We start from the raw sequence: 26,536 nt of genomic DNA, 5'->3' as shown, positions 1-26,536 counted from the left end.
GACGATGCATCACCGAGGGGATCGCGCGTGGCGCCCAACGCGTGAAAAGGGTGGGATGAACGTGTCACATTCCAACAGGTGTGCGGCTTCGCGCGCAACTGCGTTGCGCAAAAGGCCTCGCAGCTCGCGTCGATTAGGCTATGGCGAAGCGAGCAGCCGGGTGATCGACGGCGCGCATCCGTCGCATGTCACGGTGACGACGATTTCGCCCGGGCCAGATGGGCGGATGATCGCGATAGCTCGACCGTCGAATGTCGTGCATGAAGACGAGTCAAAGGGCTCATCGGTGGCGGGCCGAGCGCTCCCCAGTGCCTGTAGCACTCCGTCACCTTCGACCGTCACCTGCACAACCCGGTCGCATGAGGTGTCGCGGACACCTTCGACGTCGGCGAACTCGATGCTGACATAGGCCAGGTCGCTGCCGTCACTGCGCAGAACCGACCGGTCGGCTGTGGCCGTCAGCACCGCACCCACGGCTGTGTGCAATGTGCTGGTCTCCTTCGCGACGCCGCCACGATATGACACGGCGACGAGCTCCCCGGGTTCGTACCCGACCTCAAACCGAGCGCGATATTCCTCAGATGCTCCCGCGGGCTGACGCCCAAGCGAGGCCCCGTTGAGGATCAGTTCGACCTCGTCTGCGTCGCTGTACACCTCGACTTCGACCGGGTCGCCAGCAGACGCCTGCCATGTCCAACTAGACACCGCATCGCTCCATGCCCACTGCATCTCCAGACGCCTCCGCCCGTGATGCTCGGGACGCAGCACCGCGATGTACGGATCCCTCCGCAGTCCGAAGACTATCTCCCGGTAGTACGACTGCGGCCGGCGGAATCCGGTGATGTCGATATCACCCGCCCACGCAGTCCGCCACGGGAACTCGGGGTCACCGCCGCCCTTCTGCTCCATGTCGTCGGTGTAGTCGGTGCGACCAAGCCCCACTTCGCCCAGATAGTCCCACCCGGCCCACGTGAACCCGCCGATAACGTGATCGTGTGCGACCGTCTCCTTCCAGGACTGTGCAGTCATCCGCGGGTTGGTCTCTGTGCCCAGCACCACACGATTCGGGAAAGTGCGAGCGTCCCGTTCATAGCGAGGTTCGGCATAGTTGAGGCCAGCGATATCGACGGCAGCGTGCGACTCAGCCGTCTTCACACCGACCACATCGGAAACTGTCACCTCATCGAAGAACTCGGTGAGCTCGTTCATCACGTCGTTCACGCCGCGCGCGACGGCGTCGTCTAACCGCGTCCGCAGGTCGTCGATAACATCGCCGGCGACCGCCCAAAACCCGCTCACGGCGGTAGTGGTAAATCTCGTCCCATCCTGGCTTCGGATTCGCTGTGCGATGTCACGGGCGGTGGCACCACCGAATCCAGACCCGTACTCGTGGATCTCGTTTCCGACGCAGTACAGGATGACGCTCGGGTGGTTGAAGTCCTTGCGCACCATCGCGTCGACGTCGCGCTGCCACCACTCTGAGAAGTCGAGGGTGTAGTCGTACGGCTTGTTCATCTCGGTCCACGCGTCGAACGTCTCGTCGAAGACCAGCACCCCGAGACGGTCACAAGCGTCCAGCATCGCTGGGCTCAGAGGGTTGTGAGCACTGCGGATCGCATTGAAACCGGCATCCTTCAGCAGCTCTATCCGCCGCTCTTCCGCGCGACGGAACGTCGCCGCGCCCAGCGGGCCGTTGTCGTGATGGATGCACGCACCGCGCAGTTTGACGGTCTCGTCATTGATCCGCAGGCCCCGCCATGGATCGATGCGTATGGTGCGGATGCCTAGGGGCACCGCCACATCGTCTGAATCGTCGGCCTCGGCGGGCAGTTCGGGATCACGCAGCCGAGCGACGACCGTATAAAGATATGGGCTGTCGCAGCTCCACCGCTGAGGATCGCGGACGTAGAGGCGGTTGTGTACAGTCGTGCTGCCCCCCGGTCGCATCGTCACAGGACTGCTGTCCTGAGCGACGAGACCGCCCGCATGGTCGCGCACTTCGACATCCAGGATGAGTCGCCTAGTGACCGCACCCTCGTTTGAGATCGGAACCGACGACTCGATCACCGCGCGCTCGTCGTCCACGTCCGGTGTCGTCAGTTTGATCTCGTCATCGACGATGTGTGCGAGCGGCGAGACAACAAGATGGACATCGCGATAGATGCCCAGACCGGAATACCACCGGGAATCTTGATGGGCCCGCGCCTCTACTCGGACGACGTTCTCGACGCCGTAGCGAAGATGAGCGTCGAGTCGCACCCGGAAGACGCTGTACCCGTACCGCCATTGCCCCGCGAATTCGTCGTTCACGTAAACCATCGCGTCGCGATACACGCCCTCGAACTCAAGAGCTACGCGCCTCTCGCGCCAATCGTCACTCACGTGGAACCGTTTCGTGTACTCGACCTCTCCGCCTGGGAAGAATGCGGCGGACGCGCCGCCCACCGCATCCGGCGAGCGCGTGAAGCTGATCATTGCGTCATGCGGGAGTGTGACGGGTTTCCACTCAGCGTCACCTAGGAGGTCGACAAAGCCGCTGATCTTGCGCCGAACGTTCCACTCCGCGTTGAACAGCGTCTTCGACATGGGTGTTCCAATCCGATCGACCACGCTCGGCTGTCTCATCGAAACAGTGCGCGGGCAGGGTACGAATCTACTCGGTGGGAAAGCGGGCAAAGCGGCATTTGCGCAAAAGAATCACCATCTCCCCGCCACGATCGCAGGCATTGGTACAGTCATCGCCAGGCCGTGTGGATGTCAAGCCGATCGAACATTGACTCCCACAGTTCGCTGGGTATCGCTATGGCCTCGTTGTGCTCGAGCGCGTCAACCCGCTCTGGCGTCGAGACCCCGACGACAGTCGTAGTGATCCGGGGATCGCGCGTGGAGAACTGCAGTGCCAGGGCGGCCAGCGGCAATTCGAATCGGGCGCACTCCGCGTGGAGCCATCTCGTAATCTCTATGATCTCAGCCGAGGGCCGGCCGTATTGGAACCGTGGGGCCTCGGTGGAACCGTGGGGCCTCGGCCAGAGACTTGGCGAACATCCCACTCGCATACGGTGCGGCGTTGAAGTAGTTCAGTCCGGCCGTGACCGCGTGGGCGATCAGGTCATTGGCGCTTCGATCGAGGAGGTTGTACTGGCTGTGGTTGAGCAGGATGTCGAACGCACCGGTGTCGACGTACCGGTACATCTGCGAAATGTCACCGCCTGCGACGCCGATGAGTCCCACCAACCCCTCTTCCTTGAGTTGCACCATGCCCTCGATAGCGCCACCGGGCGCGCACATCGACTCGAAGTCAAAGCGTTCCGGGTCGTGCAGGTGATACACGGGGATGTGCGTAACGCCGAGCCGCGCCACGCTCTCTTCGAAGGAGGCACGGACGCGATTCGCGTCAAAGGTCGTTGCGCCGCGCTCTGGGTCCGCCTTTGTGGCGATGAGAATTTCGCGAGCATCGGGTTCAGACTGGGCGAGAGCGACACCGATGCGCCGGTCGCTTTCGCCCCCGCTGTACTCGTTCGACGTATCGATGAGGTTCATCGCCGAGTGGACGAACCGCTTCACGGTCGCAATTGCTTGATCCGCGGCGACATTGTAGCCATATGCCTCTGGCATCCCGCCAAGAGGGCTGGTGCCCACAGAGACTACCGACACGCTCGGACCGGTCTGTGTGAGGTGGTTCCCCCGCATGGTTCCGCCTATCGTCGTGCCACCGAGACGACCTGGTGTGCTTTCTCGCGAAGTGTCATCTCGGCGAGTAAGGACGGCACCGCGCCTTCGGCGCTCGGGCGCTCGATGCGGTGCATGTTTCCATGGGCCATGCCGGACTTTCTTTCACTCTTTCGGATGGGGAGGCGCTGGGGATCGGCTCAGCTCAGTCGAGGATTGATGACGTCGAGAAGAACGCGCGCGAGTCCCGTTCGACAACGCGACTTGGTCCGGTGATCGTCACGCGACAAGAGTGAGCGCGGTCTTCGGCGTGCTGGCCGATGACGACGTCGAGCGTGCCCGGTTCCACTCGCAATTGCATGTCGACACCCGTCGCGGCGAGTTGCGTGGCATCCAGTTCGAACTGGACGCGCACCGATCCGCCGGCGTCGACCTCCACGTGCTGGAAACCTGCAAGCTTCTGGAACGGTCGCGTGATTCCGCTGACTCGATGGCGCAGATACAGCTGGATAACGGTCGCACCGTGGCGCTGACTCGTATTCATCACCCGCGCTGAGACCGTGAGGCGGTCGCTGGTGCTCACCTGCTCCGGTGCGATCAGGTCATCAATCGCGAAGGTCGAGTATCCAAGGCCGAAGCCGAACGGGTACTTCGGCGTAGTGGGGATGTCGAGGTAGTTGACCTCCGGATGATCCTCGCTCGACGCCGTCCCTCCGCTGCCGGTAGATCGGTGGTGGTAGATAGGGAGCTGTCCGGTGTGACGCGGTATCGAGTAGGGAAGCCGACCGGTCGGCTCCGCAACGCCGGACATCACGTCAACCAGCGCTCTGCCCGCGTGAGGCCCCGCGAACGACGTAACGATAACTGCCCTGGCCGCCCCTGCACTTTCGGGAAGCGGGTAAGGCCGTCCCTGCACGAGGACTATGACGAACGGGGTGCCCGTCGCGGCGATTGCGTCAACCAGTTTCGCTTGAGCCGCAGGCAGGGCGATATCGGCAGTGTCGCTCGCTTCACCTTCGGTGCGCTCTCCGCTGAACCAGAGGCTGGCGCCACCGACTGCAACGATCACGAGCTCGGCCCCCGCCGCGGCGTTGATGGCCTCGGTGATGGCGTCGTCGCCCAGATCTTCGGTCAGCCCCGAACCTCGGGCGACCGTTACGATCGCGCCCCGATCGGCCAGCTCGTCAGCGAATGTGGTGGTTCCATATCGCTCGCGCGAGAGCGACGTGGCACGGCCCGCCGGCAGATGGGCTTGGTGCCAGGCATCGGCATCGCTATCCACTCCCACCATGGTCATCTCGCCGCCAAAGTGAATTGCGTCGACGGCCAGGCGCCACGAGACATAGCTGTAGGCCGCGAACTGGAGGTCCGGTGCGTCAGCGTGAGGGCCCACCACAGCAATTCGCTTGCCCCGAGGCTCGAGGGGCAGAATCCCATCGTTTTCCAGGAGGGTGACGGATCGCTGCGCGAGGGTGCGCGACAACTCATCGCCGTCCGTTGCCATTCGCGCAAGATCGATGCGTTCGCGCGGGTAGGGATTTTCGAACAGTCCGACGCCGAACTTCGCCGCCAGCACGCGGTGAACTGACACATCGACCTCGTCGATCGGCACCCGCCCCGACTCGACTTCTTCGGCTAGACGTCGCCCGTATGCCATCGGCTTGGGAAACTCGACGTCGAGACCTGCCGCGAGTGCCAAACGGCCAGCCTCACTGATGTCGCGGGCGACACCCTGCCGAGTCACGAGTTGTTCGATGCTGCTGTAGTCGGCAGAGACGAATCCCGTGAACCCGAATACTCCGCGCAGCAGGTCGCTCAGGAGTTCGCGCGAGGCTGCAACCGGGATTCCGTCGATCTCGCCGTAGGAGTTCATGATCGAGCCCAGACCCGCCTCTCTGATGGCGGCCTCAAACGGAAAGCCGAACAGGTCGCGGACGCGCCTCGGCCCAGCCGGCACCGTCGATGAGTTCAGCCCGGCTTCGGAGGCGGCATATCCGAGGAAATGTTTTCCCGTGGCAATGACGCCCTGCAGCAGGTCCGTGCCCTGCATCCCCTTCGTATAAGCAACCGAGTGACTGGCGACAAGATAAGGGTCCTCGCCGTAGGTCTCGTGCACTCGACCCCAACGCGGATCCAGCGCGACATCCATCACGGGGGAAAGTACGTGACGAATACCAAGATCGATGAGTTGTTCACGCATGATCGCAGCCATCTCGCCGACCAGGTCGGGTCGCCACGTCGCGGAGAGAGCGATAGGAGTGGGGAACGCCATATGGCCGCCGGCCAAAAGTCCGTTCAGCGCCTCTGCGTGAAACAACGCAGGGATACCCAAGCGAGTTCGCTCCACGAACGTGCGTTGGATGCTGCCGAGGGTTTCGGCCAACAGCTGGGGATTGTCACGGATGAGCTGGGCCACGTGACCAGGCGGGCCGGCGAGGACTTCCGCAATATCGGAGACGTCGGTTCCGTCGGGCTCGAGGATCTGCCAAGCCATCACTCCAGTCAATTGGTTGACCTTCTCAGGCAGGGTCATCCTCGAGAGAAGCTCCGTCGCGCGCTCCTCGGGGCTCAGTTGTTCAGGCCTGGGCATTTGTGGCTCCCATCAAGTTGGTCACGGATCGCCTATGCGAGCCGGGTTCGCTTCGCACCGGCCTCGAAGCTGACGCCACGGCCGTGGGCGGCTTTAGCGGCAGGCAACAATGCAGGCAAGTCGTCAGACCTCCTTGGAGAGCGACGGCCGGTATGTGACGGACAGGAGACGACCGTCGCTGCGCGGAGATCCGAACGCGAGCATTCGGCCGGTGAAACCCGCCGCCACTTCAGTCGAGAAATAGCGCCCGTCGAGCCGCGCAAGCTCCGTGTATCCTGTTCCGTCGTTCACAGAGAGTGCGATGTCGTCGGGCCCGGCATACCCGAATGGCACCGGTGCCGACCGCGGTGGGGTTGCCTCGAGCCGCAACGTGACGGTGGAGTTCGCGGTCGTCATCGTGTTGACTTCGTGCCGGATGTCACCGATTTGAACCATGACGCGCACCCGTCCGTCCTCAAAGATGAGAGCGCACCAGTGCCGATCGTCGAGGCGTAAACGGAACTCTCCGGCGAACTCGATCCGGGCGTCAGCGGCCCAGGCAAAGTCCCTGACGCGAGCGCAGAGCAGGTCTTTCGCGCGTCCGGACGAGCGGAATGTCAATCCACCGGCTGGGTGGCGTTTGATCACGGCTTCCGGTTCCCCGTCGGGAACGACCCAACGAGCATCGAGTATTTGTGAATCGAACGAGTCGGTGAATGCGGTGTCAGGTTCGGGGATTTCAAAACGGGTTTCGTCGAACACGGGCCAGCCGTCGACCCAGTCGATACCCGCGATGAAGGTTTCGCGCCCGAGCACGTGGAAACCTGGTGTGGAGCCGCGCGGGCGGGAGCCGAGATAGACAACGGCCCATCGCCCGTCCGGGCCCTCGACAAGATCCGCGTGGCCGACGCTTTGAACCGGGTGCGAGCTGCTTCGGTGAGTGAACACCGGGTTCCAGGGGCACGGTTCGTACGGTCCTTCGGGAGTGGACGCACGGGCGGCGGTGACGCAGTGCCCGCGTTCGGTCCCTCCCTCGGCCAGGAGGATGTACCAGAAGTCACCGATCCGATAAAGGTGCGGACCCTCCGCGGCAGTCATTCCACTGCCCGGCCAGACGGGGTACGAATCTGCCGTCAGCCGTCCGGTGGCGAGATCGATCGGTGCTTGCCTGATGCCCTGCCCGCCGACCGAGAAGTCGAGGAGATGCCAGGTGAGGTAGCACTGGCCATCGTCGTCCCAGCAAAGGTCCGGGTCGATACCGACTGCCTCCGGCACGAATACCGGATCGCTCCACGGACCGGCCGGGTCGTCGGCGTGGACAATCACCTGCCCTGCGTCGAACTCGCTCACGTTTGTCGTAATGAACCAGAACCGGCCGTCGTGATGCCGGAGCGTCGACCCGTACACGCCGGTGGACGGGCCTGTGGTTTCTTTGCGGAATTGTTCCCGGCTGGTGAGGATGTTGCCGATCTGCGTCCAGGTCACGAGGTCCCGGCTGTGGAAGATGGGTGCGCCGGGGAAGTATTCGAAGCTCGAGGTGGCGAGATAGTAGTCGTCGCCCACCCGGCAGACGGTGGGGTCGGGGTAGAAGCCGGGGATGATGGGCTGGACGGCGCCGCTCGAGGTGCGTACAACTTCTGTGGTCTCGATCGTGCTTGTCGGGTCAAACATGCTCGTTCACCGCCTCCGGGCTGCGTCGTCGATGGAGAAGGCAGCGCGCGAGGCCGCCACGACGGCGGCCAGCGCAGCCTTTGTCGTATCCGAGGGCCAGCCTTTCGTCCAAACCCCTTCGGGTAGTTCGTCAATCGCATGGTCGAAGTACGGTGCCAGAAGCTGCGCGATCCGCGTCTCCGCGGGTGAAACGCCGCTGGAGATCGCGGCCTCCACAAATTGGTCCCAGCGCTTTTCATCGTCGACCAGGTCCCTCACCGTGACGATGGGTGACCTGGCAACAGGGGGTTCGGTGACCTGCCAGCTATGGTCTCCGTGTCCAACGGTTTCCGATCCGGAATCCCAGGGCAAATCCACATTGGCGCGGACGCCGACGGGCACTCGAACGGAGAGAGTGAGAGTCCCCTCCGATCGTGACCAGGACACGGATGCCTCGCCATATGGCGTGTCATGTCGCGCGCTCGCGTGGTCGAGCTGAGGCATCGGAAAGGGCCGCACGGAGATCGTTTTGTACCCAGGCGATGACGGGGCTAGTCCAACCACGCGCCGGTGAACCCAATCAACGACACTGCCGAGGGCGTAGTGGTTGAACGAGGTCATGCCGCTCGGGTTGATGGTGCCGTCGGGGAGAAGACTGTCCCAGCGCTCCCACACCGTGGTCGCGCCCATCGTCACCGGGTAAAGCCACGACGGCGCTTCGGTCTGCAGCAGCAGCCGGAAAGCAACATGCGCGTATCCGGCGTTCATCAGCGCATCACAGATGATGGGTGTGCCCACGAAACCGGTAGCGATCCGGAATCCTGCGCCACGCACCAGATCGGCGAGGCGCCGGCCGGCTTCTTCTCTCTGGGAGGCGCTCTCAAGGAGCCCCCACTCCAGTCCGATCGCATAGACGGTCTGGGCGTCGGAGAGGATTCGGCCCGATGGCGTTACGAAGGCGCTCTGGAAGGCGCGACGCACGCGGTCGGCGAGGTCGCGGTAGTGCGTGGCCTGAGCGTGCTGGCCGATCACTTCAGCGGCACGGGCAACAAGATCTGCGGACCGGTAGAAGTGAGCAGTGGCCACGACGTCGGGGTCGGCCTTCGCCGCCGCGGCGTCGTCGTGCGGTGCCGTCGGGTCCAGCCAGTCGCCGTATTGGAACCCTCCCCTCCAGATGAGGTCGCCGCCGGCGACGGACTGCACTTTGTCGACCCATCCGCGCATGCTCTCGAATTGACGGCGCAGGATACCGACGTCGCCGGTGCGCTCCCACAACGTCCACGGGACGATTACGGCTGCGTCACCCCAGGCTGCGGCGGGCGCCGAGGTCAGGGGGGTGCGGAGGATGTCTGGGACGACATGGGGAACGCTGCCGTCGGGTTCCTGCTCTGCGGCGAGGTCCGCGAGCCAGGAGGCGAGGAAACCGGACGAGTCGAACAGGTACGTCGCGGTCGGCGCGAAGATCTGGATGTCTCCGGTCCACCCGAGTCGTTCGTCGCGCTGGGGGCAGTCGGTGGGCACGTCGAGGAAGTTGCCCCTCATCCCCCACACGACGTTCTCGTGGAATCTATTGAGCAGGTCATGTGAGGACGTGAACCATCCGGTGCGTTCCAGATCGCTGCCGATGACGATGGCTTCGAGGTCTGACGGAACGAGGCCGTCGGACCCTGAGATTTCGGCGTAACGGAATCCATGGAAGGTGAGGGACGGCTCGAGCGTTTCGCCCTCGTCGCCGCAAACGAAATAGACGTCGGTCGCGCGGGCGCTCCGCAGCGGCTCAATGCCGAGTTCGCCGGCCTCGAGCACTTCGGCGTGGCGCACGGCGATTTCTGTACCCGGAACGGCGGCACGCGAGCGAAGCCGGACCCAGCCGACCACGTTCTGGCCGAAATCCGCCAGTGTCTTGCCGCTCGGCGACTGCCACACTCGGAGGGCCGGGATCGTCTCCGTCACGCGCATCGGCGGACCGTCCTCGCCGACCAGTTTCTCGAGATCGGCGACTACCTCCTCGACGGGCGCATCAAACCGTGCGTCAGGGTCGCCGCGCATGTCGGTTGTCTGGCCGTCATAGATGTCATCGGCGAGGATGCCGGTCGGTCGCGCATGCCAGGTCTTGTCGGTTGACAGAAGGTAGACAGCACCGTCGGTTGTTGTGACTTCCAGCTGGGCGAGCAGGGCAAGTCGATCGCCGTAGATGGCGCGTTTGCCGAGGAATCCGAAGCGGCCCCGCCACCACCCATTCCCCAGGACGACGTCTAACCGGTTTGTGCCTTCGTGGACGAGGTGGGTGACATCGTAGGCGCGGAAGCGAAGGCGGTGCTGGTACGCGGTCCATCCGGGCGCCAGGACCGTGTCATCGACCGGGCTGCCATTCAGTTGTGCTGTGAAGATTCCGTGGGCGGTCGCGTAGAGCCGAGCGCGCGCGATCGTGCCGGGAACGTCGAGCGTCCCGCGCAGTTCTGGTGCGGCCTGGCGTACTCCCCCGATCCCTACCGGGCTGACGAACCGTGCAGACCAGTCATCGGCCGACAGCAGACCGGCCTCGACAACCGATGGTTCACTCCATGGGCCCCACTCGTCGCCGCGGCGGACCCTCACCCGGACGGACGCCTTTTCACGGGAGCGCAGGGGCTCATCCGGCCAGGGCACGAGGACCTGCTCATCAGACTCGACGGCAATGGTCGTCGTCTCGCCCCCGCGCCTGATTTCCAGTTCGTATCCGTGCTGAACGTACTCGGCGGGTGCGGTCGGGATCGACCAGGAAAGACGCGGGGTCGGCTCGGTGAGACCGAGAGCGGCACCCGGCGCACGATGTTCGAAGCGCACAGGCGTTGGGGCAGAGGAGAGCGTCATATGTTTCCAGACGGGGATAGTGAGATCGGTGGGCGCTGAGTCAGGCGGTCTGCGAATCCAGGGGGGCGGCGGACGCCGCTTCGGCGGCAAGGACGCGGAGTCGCTCGGCTCGGCGAGCACGCTGTCGGGGCGGATCTGCGATCGGCGCCGACATCTGGAGGCGGCGCGTGTACGGATGCTGCGGGTTCGTCGCGACCTGATGTGCGTCGCCGAGCTCGACGATGCGACCGTCCTTCAGGACCGCAATCCGGTCGCTGATGGCGTGCACGACACCGAGATCGTGGCTGATGAAGAGGTAAGCCACACCGGTCGCCTTCTGGAGATCGCTGAGCAGGGCAAGAACACGGGACTGAGTGGTGACGTCGAGTGCGCTGGTGGGCTCGTCACAGACGATGACGGACGGGTTCATCGCCAGAGCACGCGCGATGGCGATGCGCTGACGCTGGCCGCCGGAGAATTCTCTCGGATAACGTGTGCCTGAGTCCGACGGCATGCCGACGGCATCCAGCAGTTCCCGTACCCTCGTTCGCCCCTCACTGACGCCTGCCGCGCGAAGCGGTTCGACAAGAATGCTCTCCACCGTCATGGACGGGTTCAACGACGAGTAGGGGTCCTGGAAGATCACCTGGATTTCTCGCGCGATCTGGCGTCGTCGGGCGCGCGTGATGTTGCTGATCTCCTGTCCCCGGAACGAGATTGTGCCGCCGGTGACCGGAGCGAGACCGAGAATGGCGCGTCCGATCGTGGTCTTGCCTGATCCGGATTCCCCGACCAGGCTGACCGTCTCACCGGCTTTCAGGTCGAGTGACACGTTCTCGATGACGGTCTTGCCGCCTCGCCGGCCCCCGTAACGCACGACAAGATCCTTGATCTGCAGGAGTTGTTCACTCATTGCCGGCCTCCATCAGTTCCACCTTGCGTGATGAGACCAGAAGGTCTCGGGTGTATGAGTTCTGCGGTGATGCGAACAGAGTGTCGACGTCGTTGTGTTCTACGATGCGGCCGTCTTTCATCACACTGACGGAGTCGCAAATGTCGGCGACCACCCCCAGGTTGTGGGTGACGATGATCATGGCGAGGCCGCGTTCGGCGCTGAGTTCGCGGAGCAACTCAAGAACTTCGGCCTGCACGGTTACGTCAAGAGCTGTAGTGGGCTCGTCGGCCACGATAAGTTCCGGCTCTGCAGCGACCGCGCCGCAGATGAGGACGCGCTGCGCCATGCCGCCGGAAATCTCGTGCGGATAGAGCCGCATCACCCGTTGCGGATCGTCGATGCCAACCCGCTCGAGAAGACCGAGGAGTTGCTTCTGAGCGACAGATTTCGAGACGCCGGTCGCGGCGCGCAGGCCATAAGTGAGTTGTGCGCCAATCGTGAACGACGGGTCCAGGTTCGACATAGGTTCCTGCGGAACGTAGGCAATTCGACGACCGCGAGCCTTGCGCATGCGTGCGGTGTCTGCCAGCAGATCACGCCCTTCGAAGAAGACGCTCCCGCCAAGGATCACGGCCTCTCGGGGAAGAATGCCGAGAACAGAAAAGGCGAGCTGCGACTTGCCGGATCCTGACTCGCCCACGAGCCCGTGGATCTCACCTCTGCGCACGTCAAGGTCGACGCCGTGGACGACGGGGCGCACATCCTCTGCAGACGTCGGGTACCCGATGCGCAGATTTCGAATCGAGAGGACGATGTCCTGGGCGGGGGTGAGGTCGTTGACCCCGGCGACTCGTTCGTCCTGAGCGGCGCTGGCGAGTGCTCGTCGCCGAGACGGTTTGAGTGCCGCGCTCCGATTGGATGCCTGCAGGGTGTCACGCAGAGCATTGCCCAATAAGACGAAAGCAAGAATCGTCAGGGAGATCAGCAGTGACGGCCAGATGACGTTTGCGGGGTTCACGTAGATGTTCTCGAATGCATCTCTGAGCACTCGTCCCCATGAGGGCTGGGACGGGTCTCCGAGCCCAAGGAAATCGATTCCGGCGAGGATGGCTACCGCGGTCGCCAGAACGAAGGAACTCTGCACAACGACGGGAGCCCGGACGGCTGAGAGGACGTGCCGCCCGACGATGCGTGCGTCAGACAGCCCGACGACTTTTGCCGCATCGATGTACAGCTCTGAGCGGACTGCTATCACCACCGATCGCACAAGGCGATAGAAAGATGGTGCGACGATGACGCCGAACACGGTCATCGACGCCGTGACATTCGGGCCAGTGAGTGCGTACAGCGCGATCAGCATGACGATGCCGGGAAGGGACATGGTCACATCTGCCACGAAGTTAGAGATGGCCTCGAGACGACCGCGGTAGAAGCCGGCCAGCAAGCCGAAAGTCAATCCGAGAATCACGGACACGCCCAACACCAGAACGCAGGCGATGAGTGTTTGCTGTGTGCCCCACATCAACCGCGACAGAATGTCACGGCCCGATGCATCTGCGCCGAGAAGGTGCCCCTCACTGAACGGCGGCGCGTTCGTCGCTGCAAGGTCTGTAGCGTTCGGCGGGTAAGGCGCAAGCCACGGGGTGACGATAGCGACAATCACGATGAAGAGCAGAAAGACGAGACCAAAGACGGCCAGCGGATTCTTCAGCAACGACCGGAAGGTCGAACGTCGCACGCCGCGGCGGGTCAGTGCGGCCGTGCCGTCGGCGTCCGGGTCGAGTTCGTGCTGGTCGATGGTCATCGGATCCTCGATTTCGGGTTGAGCAGACCGGCGACGAAGTCCGCCAGGAAGTTGACGATAAGGACGAGGACAATCGTGAAGATCACGGTGCCCATAACCATCGGTACGTCCCCAGCCAGAGCCGACAGGATGGCGAGCTGTCCCACGCCCGGCAGCGCGAAAGCGTCTTCGACGAAAAGTGCGCCGCCGAGTAGTCCCAGGGTGGTGAGGCTCAGCACAACGAGCCCGGGGCCGGCTGCGTTTCGAAGGACGTGGCGGAAGAGGAGTTGCCACTCTGGAATTCCGCGGGCACGGAGGGTGCGGACGTAGTCCTGTGAAAGGGCGTCTAGCACCGACCCGCGGAACTGGGCGGAGGCGTTTGCGATTGCTCCGATAAGAAGGGCGGTCACAGGGAGTGTCAGCGACCAAATCCACCCCTGGGGATCGTCCGTAGCCCGGATGTACCCGGTGGCGGGGTAGAGCGGCACCGCGATGGCGAATGCGAAGATGAGGCCAATCGCGAGGATGAACGGTGGCACCGCAGCGCCGAGGACGGCGATGAACTGCACGACGCGGTCGAACCATCCCCCATAGAGTGCCGCGGTCACTCCGAGGACAACGCTGATGACAGTTGTGAGAATCATTGTCAGGATGATTAGCGACAAGGTCACCGGCACCCGAGACGACAGCGCGTCCGTGACGGGCTGGCCTGTCGCAAATGACGCGCCGAGGTCGCCCTGGACGACGCCGGCGAGCCAGTTGGAGTATTGAACGATGAGGGGTTGATCGAGCCCCAGCTCTGTAGCGTACGCTGCCACCTGCTCGTCAGTGGCGGTGACTCCGAGGACCGTGCGAGCGATCCCGGTGCCGTCGCTATACATGAGGCAGAAGGTGAGGAAGCTCACGACGAGCAGCACACCGACGGCGCGGACGAGGTTGATAAGAAGAGTGCGTAACATTGCTGGGGCCCGTCAGTGGTTATTTCTGGAAGTCCCGCAGAAGCGGGTGGAGAGCCGCGAAGTCAGACATGGTGGGGACCTTGACATCCGGGTTGTGTGCGTAGAAGCCGTCCGGGTATGCCATCGGGACAAACCAGGCCTGGTCGATCACGTACTGGTTGATCTCACGCTCAGCTGCGATTCGCTCATCACCGCTGGTGGTGAGGACCGTCTGCCAGAGGGCATCGATGGTCGGGTCCGGCTGGTGTGAGACATTCCAGATACCGTCGGTGAGGATGTAGTCCTTGATGTCCTGCAGCGACTCGCCGTAGTTGCCCAGCTGCCAGAGCGGTACGGGGTATTTGCCGCTGAGCAGGTTGGTGATGGCGTCGGGTCCGGTCAGGTTCACCTGCTCAACTTGGATGTTGAGCTGAGCGAGCTGCTCTGTGATGTATGGGAAGAGGAGGTCGTGGTTCTGGCCTTCCATGAACGGGATTTGCAGGGTGAAACCATCTGCAAAGCCGGCCTCTTCCATCAATGCTTTCGCGCCCTCGACGTCGTACGCGTAGGGGTCCTCCGTGATGTCTTCGAGGTAAGCGTCGCTGCCCACTCGGAAGATCTGGTAGGCCGGGTCAGCGAATCCACGATACAGCTCCTTGGCGATCGAATCTCGGTCGAAGACCATGTTCATCGCCTGTCGCACCCGGACGTCGCCGAGCGCAGGGATCTTCTCACCGTTGTGGTCGGTGATGAGGAGACGAGTCGTGACCCCGCGAAGCGTCACGACGTCCTGCCCTGACTTCTGAGCTTCCTCGACATTCGAGGCGTCCGCGAGGGTCCCATCGATCTGACCCGTCTTCAGCGCATTGAGGCCAGCAGTCGAGTCCTTGAACACCTTGAGCTCGAGCGTGTCGTACGGGTACGTGTCCGCGTCCCAGTAGTCGGGGTTCTTCGTCAGCTTGTACGTCGAGCCCTGGGTGCTCGCCTTGGCGTCGTAGATGTACGGTCCCGATCCGACGACCTCTGTGTCGAGCTTGCCTCCCTCGTACGCCTCGGACGACGAGATGTTGGCCTCGCACAGTTGGAGATCCATTGTCGGGACGGGTGCAGGGAACGTGATCGTGATGTTGTTCGCATCCGATGACTCGAATGTCAGGCCCTCGAATCGCGCGTTCACTTCAGCAGCAGCAGTGAGTGCGGCCTCTACGTCGGCTGCGTCGAATTCGCTGCCATCAGAGAACTTCACTCCCTCGCGAAGCTTCAGCGTCGCGGACGTGTAGTCATCGCTGTACTCCCATTCCTCGGCGAGCTGAGGCGAAGGTTTGCCGAACTCATCGCAGATCAGCAGTGTGTCCCACACCGCATCGGCGAACCATCCCTGGTAGCTCGGCTGGATGGTGACGCTCAGTCCCTGCAGGTCAGCTGTCATGCCGAGAACGAGATTGCTCTTTTCCGCGTTTCCGTCGGAACCGGAACGGCCTGCAGGCGCGCAGGCGCTGAGGACCGTGACTGCAGCAAGTGGGATCGCCATTGCGGCGAGCGCGTGCCGTCTGGTGAAACTCATTTCAACTCCTTTGTTGTGACTCTCTTGGTCGGGCGTGCTGTGCCCGGACGAACAATCCGGATTCGAGTGTGGAACGTTCTGGCTTGAGATTAGGCACGGTCAATCCGATAACCAACGGCGACGCCAATTTTTGCGCAACTGCGCCCAGCAGTGCTCGCTCCAGAAGTCTCGCAGTTGAGTCGGTTCCCGTCTGTCCCTGAGTAGGGAATCGCGTTCGCGGTCCCCAAATTTCGCCCTCTGCGCCGCTAATCCCTCTTCCTCGGGCGAGTGTCGGCGGGACGATGGATGGGTTAGCTTGGGGCTGTCGGATTTGCGCAAAAGATTCAAAGGCGGTCGAAGCGATGAGCACTCGAGATGTAAACGTCACCCTCCGCGAGGTCGCCGAGGCGGCCGGAGTTTCCGTGGCGACGGCCTCGCGGGCGCTCTCGGGTCGAGGTGATCTGTCGCGGTCGACTCGAGAGCGTGTCGTCTCGGCCGCCGAGTCGTTGAAGTACGACCGCGGCTCCGTTTCGCGTGGGCGCCCCACAACCCTGGATCCGCGGCTGATCGAGTTCGTTTTGGGAAGCTTCGATGACGCGTGGACGGATGCGATGACGACCGGCGCACGGGAGGCGGCCTTCCGGCTGGGTTTCGACCTGGTTCTGACGCTCGAGCGCTCCGACCCGAGCGACGATTGGCCGACGCGCGTTGCAACTCGCCGGCCCTCCGGCGTCGTGATCGGCATCATCCGTCCGACAACTCGGCAGCTGGACGAAATTCGGGGCCTTCAGATTCCCATTGTCCTCCTCGAGCCCCGCTCCGACCCGGAAGGGGCGCTGGTCAGCGTGGGGACGACGGACTGGCAGGGAGGTTACGACGCCGGTCGCCATCTCGCGGCCTCCGATGTCTCGCGATTCGTTGTGGTGACTGGGGTCCCCCATTATCGCTTTGGGCGCGCACGCGAACAGGGGTTCCGTCAAGCGATCAAGGAGCACCGGCCCGGCGCGGACGTGATACGCGTCGACTCAGAGTGGACACACGCACCACTGACGGAGCAACTTATGCGTTCACTCACGATCGACCCGACGCCGGTCGGGATTTTCGCATGCAATGACGAGATGGCCCTGGCGGTGTACCGCGCGGCGGCCCGGCTGGGTCGACGCATCCCTGATGACGTCAGTGTGATCGGCTTCAACGATGAACCCCGGGCGGCGGCCGCAAACCCGCCGTTGACATCGGTGCGTCAACCGCTACGGGCGATGGCCGCCCGGGCGGTGGAACTGGTCCATGAGCTCCGCCTGCACGACGACAACCGCCATGAGCGCGTCGAGCTTCCGAGCGAACTCATCGTGCGCGGCTCCACGTTGCCGGCTTCCAAGCGGTAGGGAGCCGTGGGGCTGAACCTATGGACGTCCGATTTCAGCGGGCTGGCGATCAAGCCTCCGACGATGTGACGACGCGGATTGCCGTGTAGGCGCGCGCGGGCAAGTCCACCCGGACAACGCCAGAGTGTGTTCCGGGCACCCGGTCGATCGTCATTGCCCAGGTGTCGATCACGTCGATAACCGCCGTCTGCCCGGCCGTGACACGTATGTCCCGGTATCGCGGGCGATGGCCTCCGTAGTAGGTCACGACATAGCCGTCGGCGCCGCCCGACGGGAAGTCCCAGTCGCTCGGGAGCGGGTCAATCCGTCCCGTCGGTGACGCGTCGACGATCTCGCGGAGGAACGCCAGCCGCGGGAGGCTGTCGCCCTGCAGCGTTCCTCCTTTGGACCACCACAAGATGTCGTCCTCGGAGTAGTAGGTTTCGCCGTGGGTGAGGTATCCCCCGTACATGGTCGCGTCCCAGAATCGTCGGACCATCTCCTCAGCCGGGAGGTTCCCCCAGCCCTGGTCGATGTCGCCTTCGTAGCCGGATTCGTCGATGACAACGGGCTTCCCCCACTGGCGCTTCCAGCGTGCGACGGACTTGCCGATCGTGTAATCGCCGCGCTGGATGCTGCAATGTGTCGCCCAGTCGGCGGAGTAGTCGAAGAGGTCCACCCAGTTGTGGATCGACAGGGGGTGGCCGCTCGGATCGTTCGCGCGGACCAGCCGCGCGAGGCGGTCCCAGTCGTCCCGGTTCTTAGTGGTGATCAAGTCGTACTCGTTGGCCATCGACCACCAGACGTTCGGGAACGCCGAGAGGCGCCGCGTGACGTAGGTGACGTAGCGGTCATCCGCGGTGGCGCCCAGGGTGGCGAAGCCCCACCGGTCGTAGGGGTGGAACAGGATCAGGTCCGCTTCGATGCCGAGCTCGTCGAGTTGATCGATGCGCCGTTCCAAGTTGGCGAAGTAGTCCAGGTCGAACCGCGTCGTATCCCATGTCCCCGACTCGTCCCTGGGAAAGACAAAACGGTCGGGTTCGTTCGCGTTGAACATGAACGATTTGGGGAACAGACCCATGCGGATCTTATTGAACGGTGCGTCGGCGAGTGACTTGAGGGTCTGATCCTGGAGTGTGTCCTCCTGGTGTGTCCAGGCGTACGCGGTGGTCCCGACCGGGATGTGTGGCGTGCCGTCCGCGTAGGCGAAGTGGCCACTCTCAACGACACGGACAGGACCCCGCGTCGACGATGGCCCAATGTCGACCCCGCCCGTTACCCCATCGAGCGAACGCGCATTGGATGCCGTCGTGAACTCCCAGTGTCCCGGTACGGGTGGGAGGAAGCGCAGGCGGTATCTGCCGTCGCCGTCGTAGAAGCCGCCCACGGTCATCGCGTCGTCGCCAAGGCGGAAGGTGGCGCTCAGGTCCACGTCGACGAACGGGTTGCCGTGCGACGGGCCGTGCAAAACGACTTCGGCGCGACGGTGCAGCGGCGTCTCGGCTACCGGCGTGACGACGGCACTGCCACGGGCGATCGTTTCGGGCTCGTAGTCGTCGGCCGGCACGATGACCGGCTCCACCACGGGTCGAGGACTGAGATCCTCGTATCCGACGACCGCGTCCATAATCTGCTGCACGCGCGGGTCATCGTCACCGAGGATGAGCGAAAGAATCGGCGCGGACGGGAAGTCTGCGAGATTGACCACCATCGGCGAGTCAAGCACCTCCGGCGCGATGGAGCGCAAAACGGCAACAGCATCGCCGTGTGCGAGCACGGCAGAGATGGGTGTGGATCGCTCGATCGTGCGCAAGGGGATACTCCTCGGGTGTGGGTCATTTCTTCGCCGCCCGGGCCGGACGTCATCGTTCTGTCCAAGGCTGTCAAACGCGCGGGCTGGTCGCCACTGCTTGCGCAAAAAGCGTCATCGGCCGCCGATCGCCCACGATCCGCTCTTCTGCGGACTCCCGTGGGAGCTCGACGCCCGCGAACCGCGGATGGACAAACGCCTCGCGGTGAGACATCCGTCCATCCGTCGTCAGCGACTACTGAGTTACAACGACCCGCACACGGTCGATGTTCTGCAGCAGCGCGTAGTCCGCGTCTACGTCGCCGTTGCGCTCCGCCGTCACCCTGACGCCCACGAAGTAGGTGCCAGGCTCGGTGAAGGTGTGTTTCGTCGACACGGTCGCGTTCTTCTTCGGCTTCACGGCCGCACCCGTGACGTACGAGCCGTCACTCTCGAAGTCCCACTCCGCCGCGGTGATCTGGCCGCCACCCTCCGGGGTGCGCGCGGCCGCGACGAGCGGTACCGCCCGACCGACCTTCGCCGAGATCACCTCGCCCCCGCCCGAGGTGATGTCGACCGACGGCTGGAGGCCGTCACGCTTCTGCGCCTTGTCGGTGATGACGATCTGGGAGTCCTTGATCGTATATGCGGTGGACGCCGGTGCCGGCACGCCCTCCTCGACCCACGCCGCGACATCACGCAGCGCCTGCTCGACCATGCCGTACCAGTCGACCAGGTACGTCGCTCGTTCACCGGCGGGTATAGCGTCCTGATGGTCGGCATGGTCGGTGAAGTAGACGCGGTATGCGTCGGACGCCGCCGAGCCCAGACTGGCCTCGACCTGCTTGCGGTACCAGTCGGTGTGGATTGGCAACGCGTCCGTGTCGTAGAGGTTCGAAACGGCGATTACCTTGCCGTTGACCGATCCGTCGAAGGCTGCGAAACCCGAGACGAAGCCAGAGAAGCCGGGCTCGCTGACTGGGCGCTGCGGGTAGATCGGGGTTCCGTCGGCGTTGCGGAACTGGTCGAGCGCGATCCATCCCGTGCCGTCCGCCGGCAGTTGGTACCGGTAAGCGAAGCGCTTGGCGATGTTCCAGCGATGTCCGACGGTGTCGCCCATTTCGGCGAGCTCAGCGCGCACGCGCTCGCCGAGCGGAGTGTCCTCGGTGCCGAGGTAGCCGGGAGTGTTCCAGAAGTCGTCGACGTAGGTCGGGTCGTAGGACAGCGGTTGATCGTTGTTGAGCCCGGCGGTGCCGTAGAACTGCTTGTCATAGCCGAGCAGGTAGTCCGGGTTCTCCCAGGCTTTGACGGGGACGCCGAGTTTCGATACTTCGGTGAAGGCTGCGCTCTCGGCCTCATCGAGAACCGCGTAGGGGTTTCCGGTCCCGCCGGGCATCAGCGCGTCGCGGATGGCGTCAGCCTTGTCGGCGAGAATGAGCTCCGCGACGGCCCGTCCGTTGAAGTTGTAGCTGTTCGGCGTGGGCACGGCCTGCACCATCGGCACGAAGCCCTGCCACACACCGTCGGTGTTCTCAGCCGCGCCGACTGTCTGGAAGGACCCGCCACTCGGGCCGTAGAGGTAGCCGAAGATCTCGCCATCGCTGCCGTAGTACTCCGCCGCGACGGTCTCGGCGAATTTCGCCGCCGCTGCCGCATGACGATAGCCAAGCGAAAGCGAGGTGTTGCCGGCCTGCACGGCGTAGCCACCGCTGCCGAGCGCGAAACCGATCGCCCGGTCGGTCGCCTCGGCCAGGTTCACGCCCGGTGTAAAGACGGCCGGGTAGGTGTATTGGAAGAACCTTCCGTCCCACTCGGCCTTATCCGCCTCGGCGTGGAGGTAAATCGTAAATTGGATGTTGGTTCCCTCGAAGTGGCCGGACACCCTGCGGTGGGGCACCGGCGAGGTCTGGTCAGTCTCAGCGTCGATGACCGGGTGCGCGTAGGTGGGGTCGACGCAATCAGCGGTCACCTGCATCGGTTTGCCGAAGCCGGGGTCGGTGCACGTTGCCGGCTGAGCCATGGCAGGGACGGCGGGCAGCAGCGCGGCCGAAAGCGCAAGGGCGGCGCCGAACGCGATCGGCGCGCGGCGCATGAGGTGGGTTTTGGGCACGGGGGCTCCTCCAGCATCTTTGATGGTTGGCCGCCACGCATTCGTTGGCGGCAGGTCCCGGCATCCCGACTGCTTCGAAGAGATGCCGAACAGCGACCGACACTATGGGCGGCGCGATGGCGAAGCAATGAAAAGGCGGCCTTTTGCGCAACACCGAGGCGCTGGCACAGACGGCAGGCAGCGCGAACGGTTGCCGTGTTCGAAAGGTGATCTTGCCGTGTGAGCCCAGCTCTATCTTGCTTCGTACCAGGGGATCGTCCTCAGTCCGAGGAACAGGGCACAGCCGACCGGGTCACCGTCGGTCTGTTCGCGACTTCAACCAGGCTTCGACGTTCGCTCGGCTGTAGCGCAAGTGCTTGCCAAGCTGGTCGCCTTCGGGCCGGTGCCCTCGAGACGCCAGTGATAGATCGTCTCCGTGGACAGCTGCAGATACTCTGCGAGCTCGTCGACGGTGAGATAGTCCCCGAGCCTCTCGATGAACCGAGCGGGCGGATACGTGGTCGGAACTGATGAGGTGCTCATATTCTTTATGAGTGCGGCACGAACCCTGGTTCGCCGCTGTCCGACATGATCGCGTGTGGATCGCTGTGGATCGCGGGGGGATTTCAAAAAAGGCCCCAAAAAGGCCCCAAAATTGAAGAAAAAACCCCTGAGAACTTTAGGTTCATCAGGGGTTTTGGTGGATCTGAGGGGATTCGAACCCCTGACCCCCTGCATGCCATGCAGGTGCGCTACCAGCTGCGCCACAGACCCATTCGGTTGCTCTGATCTCTCGGAGCAACCTGATTAGATTACTACAAAATCCGCCCGGTCACGAATCGGCACTGCCGATCGGCGAGCCGTGTCGCTATTCCGCTACGGCGGGCGCTGCGACCGCGATCGGAACGACGGGGCAGTCCTTCCAGAGGCGTTCGAGCGAGTAGTACAGGCGCTCTTCCTCGTGGAAGACATGCACGACGAGGTCGCCAAAATCGAGGAGGATCCAGCGGCCTTCGGAACGTCCTTCACGGCGGAGAGTCTTGTGCCCGGCCTCGTTGAGCTTGTCTTCGATCTCACCGGCGACGGCGACGACGTTGCGCTCGCTCCGGCCTGTGGCGATGAGGAAGATGTCGACGAAGGGCAGTGGCCCTGACACATCGAGGGCGACGAGATCTTCTGCGCTCTTGTCCAGGGCTGCTGATGCAGCGATGTTGAGCTGCTCGATGGTTGATTCGCGTGCTGTCACGTGATGGATACCTTTCCGTTGATTATCGCGACTGGAATGCGCCGGCCGCGATACCGACGATGATGACAGCCAGCACTGCGACGGCGAGGACGCCGGCGGTGATGGCCAGGATGAGGAGCAGCCTGTTGCTGCGCGCTGGAGCCGGAGGCGTGATGACGTCACGCGTCGCGGTGTGGGTGCTGACCGCCTTGCTGGCCGAAACCGGGGTTCCGGCGGTGGCAGGACGAGCCTCGTCTTCGGCGTCGAACATCGCATCGATGTCGCTCTTGTCGAAGTGGTCGGGATGACCGCCGTTGGATCCCATCCCCGACGGCAGATCGATGGAACCGGTCACGACGACGTTCCCGTTCGCCGAGAGCGGGCCGGTCAACGGGTGCGAGTTGGGCATGATCGGGAGGATGATCGAGCTCGTGCTGACGCCGCTTCCGGCCTCCTCGAGCCCGCGTGCGATGATCTGGTCGAACGGTTCGTCCGTGCGCGGCGCTGCCGTCTCGGCCGGAGCGACACCGTCGAGAACGCCCTGTCCGAAGTTGCTGGCCAGCTGCGGCGCGTCGTCGTCCTTCTTCGACGCCTGCGCTGTCACCGCGGGGCCGAAGGCGGATTCGGGGTGAGGGGCGAGAATGAGGTCGATCGGTTCCTGCGCCGGGCCGTGGTCATCGCCCGGAACGACCTCCGCGTCGACGATTTCAGGTTCCGCGACGGCTTTCTGCGCCGACGACGGTACGAATGAAGGCATTCGGCTGACCGACGGCGTCTGGCCGCCGTTCTTTCTACCCTGTCGTGGGGTCGCAGGCTGGGTCGCCTCGGTGATTCCTGCGTCGGCCTCAGGATCCTGCTCGACGGTCTCGTTCACGGCCGGTTCCGCCGCGGCATCCGACTCAGGGCTTTCCGGGGTGATGACGCCGACGGATGCCGTTCGCACGCGCTCGAGGTCTCGCGCCTGGCGGCGCGTGAGCGGCCTGCCCTCCGCCTCGGCTTCTTCGAGCGCGGCGACCTCGCGGGTCGACAAGCCCGGTTCCGGCGGTGCCGGGTTGACCTCGGGAATGTCTCCCCCGGCGACCGGGGACGTCGTCGACACACGCCTGGAGCGCGTCTCGGTGGGTGCACTGGGCTCGGTCGTTCGCTGCTGCTCACGCAGCTGGCGACGAGAGAGCGGTTGCTCGTCGGGCAGCGGGGTCATGCATTACTCCGATATAGGTGGTGTTTGGTGATGTACTGAACGACACCGTCGGGAACCAAATACCAGACCGGGAATCCCCGGCTCACCCGGCTCCGACAGTCTGTGGACGAAATCGCCAGGGCCGGAACTTCCAACAAGCTTACGTCCTGCTTCGGCAATCCTGAAACGCTCAAGGCGTGTCCCGGACGACTCACAGCCACGAAATGGGCGAGGGACCAGAGCTCCTCGACGTCTTTCCAGCTGAGGATCTGTTCGATGGCGTCCGCACCGGTGATGAAGAAGAGCTCGGCGTCCGGCCTCGCCTGGTGCAGGTCGCGCAGCGTGTCGATCGTGTATGTCGTTCCCTGCCGGTCGACGTCGACCCTGCTGACGGTGAACCTGGGGTTCGATGCCGTGGCGATGACGGTCATCAGGTAACGGTGTTCTGCCGAGGTCACGACGTTCTTGTGCCAGGGCTGGCCGGTGGGCACGAAGAGGACCTCGTCGAGGTCGAACGACTGCGCCACTTCGCTGGCTGCCACGAGGTGGCCGTGGTGGATGGGATCGAAGGTACCGCCCATCACTCCCACCCGAGGTGGGCGCGGCAGATCTGCCATTGGGGGCTAGTGGCCGGTTCCTCGGGTGGAGCCGGTACGCTCGCGCGCGGCAACACGGCCGCCGTGGCGGTTCGCGACATCACGGTAGCTGAAGGTCGCCACGCCCAGGAACAGGAAGACGATGAGCGCGATCACACCGAACATCCAGGCCGGCATCGGCAGTTCCGCGTGCTGCGTCGCTTCGGCGATCAGGATTGTCGCAAACGACATGTGTACTCCATTCGGTTCTCTGCGCTCGTCGGCGCCATGACAAGTCTACCGACTATGCACGTACCTGGCCTGTACCCCGAACGGTCCACTTCGTACTTGTCAGCTCGGAAACACCCATCGGACCCCGCGCATGCAGTTTCTGCGTCGAGATCCCGACCTCAGCGCCAAACCCGAACTCACCCCCGTCAGTGAACCGCGTGGACGCGTTCACCATCACGACGGCTGAATCGACCTCGGCCAGGAACCGCTCGGCTGTTGCGACGTCCTCGGTGATGATCGACTCGGTGTGCCCGGTCGAGTACCGGCGGATGTGGTTGAGGGCGTCGTCGAGTCCGTCGACGACGCGTACCGAGATGTCGAGGCTCATGTGCTCGGTCGACCAGTCGTCGTCTGTCGCGGGGACGGTCCCTGCGACGAGACCGGCTGCCGCATCGTCGGCGTGGATCGTGACACCGGATGCCGCGAGCCGGCCGAGCACGGACGGCAGCAGCCGTTCGGCGGCGGCGCGGTGCACAAGCACGGTCTCGACCGCGTTGCAGACGCTGGGGCGTTGCACCTTCGCGTTGTGCACGATTTCGGTGGCCCAGTCGAGTCTGGCGGATTCGTCCAGGTAGATGTGGACGACGCCGGCGCCGGTCTCGATCACAGGAACCTTCGACTCGGTGACGACGGCCTGGATGAGGGATGCACTCCCGCGTGGCACGAGTACGTCGACGAGACCGCGAGCCTGCATGAGCTGTGTCGCACCTTCTCGCCCGAAATCATCCACGGTCTGTACGGCGTCGGCAGGCAGCCCGACGGCCTCGAGTGCGTCGCGGATGACCGCGATGAGCTCACGGTTGGTGTTCTCTGCCGCCGTACCGCCGCGGAGGACGACGGAGTTGCCGCTCTTCAGCGCGAGTGCTGCGATGTCGATGGTGACGTTCGGCCGGGCTTCGTAGATCGCGCCGACGACACCGAACGGAACCCGTACCTGGTCGATCTTGACGCCGTTGGGGAGCTTCGATCCCCGGACAGTCTGCCCGATCGGGTCGGTCAGGGCGGAGATCTCCCGCACAGCGGCGGCCAGCGCCGCCACTCTGGCTTCGTCGAGGCGCAGTCGGTCGAGCAGTCCGGGTGCGAGTCCTGACTGCTGGCCGTTCTCCAGGTCGACGGCGTTCGCGGCGAGAACACGCCCTGTTGCGGCGACGACGCCGACGGCGAGTGCTTCGAGCGCGGCGTTCTTGAGGTCGCCATTCGCTGTCGCAAGGGCTCGGGACGCAACCCGTGCGCGTTCCAGTCGCGCCCGGACGCCGGCGGCGACGTCGCCAGGAGTGGTCGAGGCGGGCGATGACGGCAGAGTTGTGGTCATGCCTTCGATTTTAGCCAGCGCCGCGCGCGAAGCGTGACCGGTCAGCCTCGAGGGGTGGGCTCGAACCAGGTTCCGATGTCGTCACCGTTGAGGGCGCGGGCGACCAGGCCTGTAGACGTGATCAGCACACCGGCTCCCGCTTCGGCGGCGAGCCGCGCAGCAGACACCTTGGTCGACGCTCCCCCGGTGCCGACCCCTGCAGCGCCGATGTCGCCGAAGGTGACCTGACTGAGGGCGTCACCGGCGGCGACCGTCGGGATCAGTTCGGCCCCGGGTTCGGACGGAGGTTTCGTGTACAGGGCGTCGACGTCGCTCAGCAGTACAAGAGCATCGGCGCCGACGAGGACCGAGACGAGCGCGGCGAGCCTGTCGTTGTCGCCGAAGCGGATCTCATGCGTCGCGACCGTGTCGTTCTCATTGACGATGGGCAGGATGCGCAGGGCGAGAAGACGTTCCATCGCACGCTGCGCGTTGCTCCTGTGCGCGTCGATCTCGAGGTCACCGGCCGTGAGGAGCACCTGCCCGGCGACGATGTCGAACCGGTCGAGGCTGTCCTGGTAGCGGTAGATCAGCACGTTCTGCCCCACCGCCGCAGCGGCCTGCTGCGTGGCGAGGTCGACCGGCCGTGAGGTCAGCTGAAGATACGGCATCCCGATCGCGATCGCACCGGATGACACGAGGATGATCTCAGTGCCACGCCCATGCGCCTCGGCGAGAGCGTCGACGAGGTGGGTGATCTGACCGGCGTTCTTCCCGCTGATCGACGACGAACCCACCTTGACGACGACACGACGTGCTGAACGGATGCCGTCACGACCGGTGAGCGCCATGT

The 26,536-nt window shown here is 64.0% G+C and carries 19 protein-coding genes and 1 tRNA gene; 1 reads left to right on the top strand and 19 read right to left on the bottom strand.

The genetic code is table 11. The features are described from left to right. Positions 1 to 138 precede the first annotated feature (138 nt). From AC1M2K_RS13175 to AC1M2K_RS13135, 9 genes are all read right to left on the bottom strand, one after another. On the bottom strand, positions 139 to 2,475 hold the full coding sequence (locus AC1M2K_RS13175; RefSeq protein WP_480241324.1) for a DUF4982 domain-containing protein: 2,337 nt from the start codon (positions 2,473 to 2,475) through the stop codon (positions 139 to 141). 492 nt (positions 2,476 to 2,967) lie between these two features. Then, positions 2,968 to 3,690: an aldo/keto reductase gene (locus AC1M2K_RS13170; RefSeq protein ID WP_480241323.1), complete on the bottom strand. Its 723-nt coding sequence runs from the start codon at positions 3,688 to 3,690 to the stop codon at positions 2,968 to 2,970. A gap of 184 nt (positions 3,691 to 3,874) precedes the next feature. Beyond that, positions 3,875 to 6,259 (bottom strand): glycoside hydrolase family 3 N-terminal domain-containing protein, encoded by a 2,385-nt coding sequence (locus AC1M2K_RS13165; protein ID WP_480241322.1) that lies wholly within the window; start codon positions 6,257 to 6,259, stop codon positions 3,875 to 3,877. A 123-nt stretch (positions 6,260 to 6,382) separates the two neighbouring features. Beyond that, a complete protein-coding gene (locus AC1M2K_RS13160) occupies positions 6,383 to 7,909 on the bottom strand; it encodes a glycoside hydrolase family 43 protein (RefSeq protein ID WP_480241321.1) in 1,527 nt (508 codons plus the stop codon). A 6-nt stretch (positions 7,910 to 7,915) separates the two neighbouring features. Beyond that, positions 7,916 to 10,741 carry a family 78 glycoside hydrolase catalytic domain gene (locus AC1M2K_RS13155; protein ID WP_480241320.1) on the bottom strand — a complete coding sequence of 942 codons (2,826 nt, stop codon included), beginning with the start codon at positions 10,739 to 10,741 and terminating at the stop codon, positions 7,916 to 7,918. A gap of 40 nt (positions 10,742 to 10,781) precedes the next feature. After that, positions 10,782 to 11,633 carry an ABC transporter ATP-binding protein gene (locus AC1M2K_RS13150; protein ID WP_480241319.1) on the bottom strand — a complete coding sequence of 284 codons (852 nt, stop codon included), beginning with the start codon at positions 11,631 to 11,633 and terminating at the stop codon, positions 10,782 to 10,784. Next, positions 11,626 to 13,419, bottom strand: coding sequence for a dipeptide/oligopeptide/nickel ABC transporter permease/ATP-binding protein (locus AC1M2K_RS13145; protein ID WP_480241318.1), 1,794 nt, complete (start codon positions 13,417 to 13,419; stop codon positions 11,626 to 11,628). The genes AC1M2K_RS13150 and AC1M2K_RS13145 overlap by 8 nt, the downstream gene beginning before the upstream one ends. Beyond that, a complete protein-coding gene (locus tag AC1M2K_RS13140; protein ID WP_480241317.1) occupies positions 13,416 to 14,357 on the bottom strand; it encodes an ABC transporter permease in 942 nt (313 codons plus the stop codon). The genes AC1M2K_RS13145 and AC1M2K_RS13140 overlap by 4 nt, the downstream gene beginning before the upstream one ends. A gap of 19 nt (positions 14,358 to 14,376) precedes the next feature. Beyond that, a complete protein-coding gene (locus AC1M2K_RS13135) occupies positions 14,377 to 15,900 on the bottom strand; it encodes an ABC transporter substrate-binding protein (protein WP_480241316.1) in 1,524 nt (507 codons plus the stop codon). Between the two features lie 341 nt (positions 15,901 to 16,241). On the opposite strand from AC1M2K_RS13135, the gene AC1M2K_RS13130 reads away from it, so the two are divergent. After that, on the top strand, positions 16,242 to 17,264 hold the full coding sequence (locus tag AC1M2K_RS13130; RefSeq protein WP_480241315.1) for a LacI family DNA-binding transcriptional regulator: 1,023 nt from the start codon (positions 16,242 to 16,244) through the stop codon (positions 17,262 to 17,264). A 49-nt stretch (positions 17,265 to 17,313) separates the two neighbouring features. On the opposite strand, the gene AC1M2K_RS13125 is transcribed toward AC1M2K_RS13130, so the two are convergent. The 10 genes from AC1M2K_RS13125 to proB form a co-directional block, all read right to left on the bottom strand. Further along, a complete protein-coding gene (locus AC1M2K_RS13125) occupies positions 17,314 to 19,056 on the bottom strand; it encodes a DUF5605 domain-containing protein (RefSeq protein WP_480241314.1) in 1,743 nt (580 codons plus the stop codon). 232 nt (positions 19,057 to 19,288) lie between these two features. Next, the gene (locus AC1M2K_RS13120; RefSeq protein ID WP_480241313.1) at positions 19,289 to 21,142 is read right to left on the bottom strand and encodes a PKD domain-containing protein; all 1,854 of its coding nucleotides are present in this window, start codon (positions 21,140 to 21,142) and stop codon (positions 19,289 to 19,291) included. Positions 21,143 to 21,457: 315 nt separating this feature from the next. Next, positions 21,458 to 21,664, bottom strand: a complete 207-nt coding sequence (locus AC1M2K_RS13115; RefSeq protein ID WP_480241312.1) for a helix-turn-helix transcriptional regulator — start codon at positions 21,662 to 21,664, stop codon at positions 21,458 to 21,460. A 155-nt stretch (positions 21,665 to 21,819) separates the two neighbouring features. After that, positions 21,820 to 21,895: transfer RNA gene (locus AC1M2K_RS13110), tRNA-Ala, on the bottom strand. A 94-nt stretch (positions 21,896 to 21,989) separates the two neighbouring features. Further along, positions 21,990 to 22,367, bottom strand: a complete 378-nt coding sequence (rsfS, locus tag AC1M2K_RS13105; RefSeq protein WP_480236696.1) for a ribosome silencing factor — start codon at positions 22,365 to 22,367, stop codon at positions 21,990 to 21,992. A gap of 22 nt (positions 22,368 to 22,389) precedes the next feature. Then, positions 22,390 to 23,547: a hypothetical protein gene (locus AC1M2K_RS13100; protein WP_480241311.1), complete on the bottom strand. Its 1,158-nt coding sequence runs from the start codon at positions 23,545 to 23,547 to the stop codon at positions 22,390 to 22,392. Further along, on the bottom strand, positions 23,544 to 24,143 hold the full coding sequence (nadD, locus tag AC1M2K_RS13095) for a nicotinate-nucleotide adenylyltransferase (protein WP_480236698.1): 600 nt from the start codon (positions 24,141 to 24,143) through the stop codon (positions 23,544 to 23,546). The genes AC1M2K_RS13100 and nadD overlap by 4 nt, the downstream gene beginning before the upstream one ends. A gap of 6 nt (positions 24,144 to 24,149) precedes the next feature. Then, a complete protein-coding gene (locus AC1M2K_RS13090; RefSeq protein WP_480236699.1) occupies positions 24,150 to 24,353 on the bottom strand; it encodes a hypothetical protein in 204 nt (67 codons plus the stop codon). 52 nt (positions 24,354 to 24,405) lie between these two features. After that, complete coding sequence (locus tag AC1M2K_RS13085; RefSeq protein ID WP_480241310.1) at positions 24,406 to 25,704, bottom strand: glutamate-5-semialdehyde dehydrogenase; 1,299 nt, start codon at positions 25,702 to 25,704, stop codon at positions 24,406 to 24,408. 41 nt (positions 25,705 to 25,745) lie between these two features. Beyond that, the gene (proB, locus tag AC1M2K_RS13080) at positions 25,746 to 26,534 is read right to left on the bottom strand and encodes a glutamate 5-kinase (protein WP_480236701.1); all 789 of its coding nucleotides are present in this window, start codon (positions 26,532 to 26,534) and stop codon (positions 25,746 to 25,748) included. Positions 26,535 to 26,536: the final 2 nt, after the last annotated feature.

The organism is Mycetocola sp. Y171 (assembly GCF_056713165.1).
This window is presented reverse-complemented; position numbering and strand designations above follow the sequence as displayed.

Coding starts and splice junctions, on each gene's coding strand:
- AC1M2K_RS13115 (WP_480241312.1), bottom strand. CDS start 21,664: ATGAGCACCTCATCAGTTCCGACCACGTATCCGCCCGCTCGGTTCATC.
- AC1M2K_RS13090 (WP_480236699.1), bottom strand. CDS start 24,353: ATGTCGTTTGCGACAATCCTGATCGCCGAAGCGACGCAGCACGCGGAA.
- AC1M2K_RS13150 (WP_480241319.1), bottom strand. CDS start 11,633: ATGAGTGAACAACTCCTGCAGATCAAGGATCTTGTCGTGCGTTACGGG.
- AC1M2K_RS13155 (WP_480241320.1), bottom strand. CDS start 10,741: ATGACGCTCTCCTCTGCCCCAACGCCTGTGCGCTTCGAACATCGTGCG.
- AC1M2K_RS13135 (WP_480241316.1), bottom strand. CDS start 15,900: ATGAGTTTCACCAGACGGCACGCGCTCGCCGCAATGGCGATCCCACTT.
- AC1M2K_RS13145 (WP_480241318.1), bottom strand. CDS start 13,419: ATGACCATCGACCAGCACGAACTCGACCCGGACGCCGACGGCACGGCC.
- AC1M2K_RS13140 (WP_480241317.1), bottom strand. CDS start 14,357: ATGTTACGCACTCTTCTTATCAACCTCGTCCGCGCCGTCGGTGTGCTG.
- AC1M2K_RS13160 (WP_480241321.1), bottom strand. CDS start 7,909: ATGTTTGACCCGACAAGCACGATCGAGACCACAGAAGTTGTACGCACC.
- AC1M2K_RS13165 (WP_480241322.1), bottom strand. CDS start 6,259: ATGCCCAGGCCTGAACAACTGAGCCCCGAGGAGCGCGCGACGGAGCTT.
- AC1M2K_RS13175 (WP_480241324.1), bottom strand. CDS start 2,475: ATGATCAGCTTCACGCGCTCGCCGGATGCGGTGGGCGGCGCGTCCGCC.
- AC1M2K_RS13100 (WP_480241311.1), bottom strand. CDS start 23,547: ATGACCCCGCTGCCCGACGAGCAACCGCTCTCTCGTCGCCAGCTGCGT.
- proB (WP_480236701.1), bottom strand. CDS start 26,534: ATGGCGCTCACCGGTCGTGACGGCATCCGTTCAGCACGTCGTGTCGTC.
- AC1M2K_RS13085 (WP_480241310.1), bottom strand. CDS start 25,704: ATGACCACAACTCTGCCGTCATCGCCCGCCTCGACCACTCCTGGCGAC.
- nadD (WP_480236698.1), bottom strand. CDS start 24,143: ATGGCAGATCTGCCGCGCCCACCTCGGGTGGGAGTGATGGGCGGTACC.
- AC1M2K_RS13130 (WP_480241315.1), top strand. CDS start 16,242: ATGAGCACTCGAGATGTAAACGTCACCCTCCGCGAGGTCGCCGAGGCG.
- AC1M2K_RS13170 (WP_480241323.1), bottom strand. CDS start 3,690: ATGCGGGGGAACCACCTCACACAGACCGGTCCGAGCGTGTCGGTAGTC.